Annotated in this window: 2 protein-coding genes; both read left to right on the top strand. The window is 30.5% G+C overall.

Going from position 1 to position 2,479, the window contains the following annotated elements; all coding sequences use genetic code 11:
- Positions 1 to 1,861, top strand: a 1,861-nt coding sequence (locus ACKTTV_RS01690) for a non-ribosomal peptide synthetase (RefSeq protein WP_408029072.1), incomplete at its 5' end; no start/stop codon positions are given.
- Positions 1,862 to 1,873: 12 nt separating this feature from the next.
- A partial coding sequence (locus tag ACKTTV_RS01685) for a condensation domain-containing protein (protein ID WP_408029071.1) occupies positions 1,874 to 2,479 on the top strand: 606 nt, incomplete at its 3' end.

The raw sequence follows: 2,479 nt of genomic DNA, 5'->3' as shown, positions 1-2,479 counted from the left end.
ACCTGAAGAAGAAAGTATTAAACTGTTAGAAGAATTTAATTCCACAAGAGTTTCTTATCCGGAAGAAAAGACTTTGGTAGATTTATTTTCAGCCCAGGTTTTAGAAACACCAGATTCAATAGCAGTGGTTTATTCAGATGAATCATTAAGTTATTCAGAATTGGATAAACGATCGAATCAGTTGGCTCATTACTTACAAGGACAAGGAGTTAAGCCTGATGATTTAGTAGGTATTTGTTTAGATCGCGGTTTGGATATGATTGTTGGTCTTTTAGGGATATTAAAATCAGGAGGAGCCTATGTTCCAATAGCCCCAGATTATCCACAGGATCGAATCGATTATATAGTAGAAGACACCGGTATTGAATTACTTTTAACTAGTGGTGAAGGATGTTTTGTAAAAGAAGGAGTTTCACTACTAAATTTAGAAAGTGATAGGGAACTACTATCTACTTACTCATCAAGTGATTTAGAACCAATGTTAAAACCTGATAACTTGGCTTATGTTATTTATACATCAGGAAGTACAGGAAAGCCAAAAGGGGTAATGATTGAGCATAGAAGTATCGTAAATAGGCTTTTGTGGATGCAGTTGAATTATCAATTGGGTAGTGAAGATGCCATTCTTCAAAAAACACCATTTAATTTTGATGTTTCAGTATGGGAGTTTTTTTGGCCATTATTTAATGGTGCAAAATTAGTTGTTGCTGAACCAGAAAAACATAAAGAAACTTCTTATCTAAAAAAAATTATACAAAAGCAAAACGTAACAATAATTCATTTTGTTCCTTCAATGTTAGGCATTTTTTTAGAAGAAACAGAGTTAGAAGATTATCATAATTTGCGACATGTTTTATGTAGTGGAGAAGAGTTATTACCTGATCATGTAAGGTTATTTAAGGATAAACTGAAAAATCAAAAATTGGATAATTTATATGGCCCTACTGAGGGAGCTATTGATGTAAGTTTTTGGGAAGTACCCTTAGATGATTTAAATAAAAAGGTTTTAATTGGTAAACCAATATCAAATATTCAAATTTACATTACAGATTCAAATTTAAATTTACAACCAATGGGGGTTATAGGTGAGTTATGTATAGGAGGTATAGGAGTCGCGAGAGGGTATTTAAACAGATCTGAATTAACGACAGATAAATTTGTACCCAATCCGTTTAAGGAAGGTGAACGTATTTACAAAACAGGAGATTTAGCTCGCTGGTTGCCTGATGGAAATGTGGAGTTTTTAGGACGAAAAGACAATCAAGTAAAAATACGAGGTCATCGGATAGAATTAGGAGAAATAGAGAATATATTATCCGAGTCACCTATTGTGGAGAAGTGCTGTGTTGTTGCAAAAGAAGATAATTCAGGGAGTAAGTACTTAGTAGGTTATGTTGTCTTAGCAGGAGATTTAGATCGAGAAGAATTAAATGAATTTTTAAAAGAACGTTTACCAAATTATATGATTCCAAGCTTATGGGAAGTTTTAGAAGCTATGCCTATAACAACTAATGGAAAGCTAGATAGGAATTATTTGGAAAAATTAAAAGATTCTTTTAAGTCATTACAAGAATACGTGGCCCCTAGAAGTGATGTCGAGGAATCATTAGTAGTGATTTGGCAGGATTTGTTGGGAGTTGAACGAGTTGGAATTTATGATAACTTTTTTGAATTAGGAGGTCATAGTTTAATGGTAACTCAATTAGTATCTAAAATTCGCAAAGAATTTGAAGTGGAAATTTCTGTAAGAGAAATTTTTCAATTTACCTGTATAGATGAGTTATCATCTTACATATGTTATAAGGTTATTAATTATAACGAATCTTTAATAGAAGAAACTAATGTAGATATTAATATTTAATTCAGGAGTTAAATGAAAATTTTAAATTTTTTTAAAAAATTAAATAGAGAAGGAATAAGATTAAGTTTAAAAGATAATAACTCAATAAATATAAAATCTAGTAAAGAAATTAGTGGAGAAATTATTGAGGAAATAAAAACGAATAAGATTAAAATTATTGAGTTTTTAAAAGAAAATAAAAATGAAGAGAAAATAAAAAAATATAAAGTAAAAGGAATTGAAAAAGAATCACTATTACCAAAAATAGAGTTATATGATCGTCCTAAAGATATTCCATTATCATTCGGTCAAGAACGTTTATGGTTTATCGATCAGTTGGAAGGGAGTTTATCCTATCATATTCCAATAGTTTTAGAATTAACGGGAGATTTAGATGTATCGGTTTTAGAAAAATCCTTAAAAACTATAGTGTCTCGTCATGAAGTTTTAAGGACAAATATCTATTCAAAGGAAGGAGTAGGATATCAATTTGTAGTATCATCCGATCATTGGTTTTTAGAGAAGGAAGATTTAGAAATAGAGAGTACTTCAGATTCAATAGAGTCGTATATAAGTCGTCCATTTGATTTATCCAAAGACTATAAATTACGAAGCTGTTTATATAACATAGGATCAGAT

Origin of the sequence: Tenacibaculum xiamenense (assembly GCF_964513065.1) — a bacterium.
Taxonomy (GTDB): domain Bacteria; phylum Bacteroidota; class Bacteroidia; order Flavobacteriales; family Flavobacteriaceae; genus Polaribacter; species Polaribacter xiamenense.
Note: the sequence above shows the minus strand (reverse complement) of the source record. Positions and strands in the feature narration are given on the sequence as shown.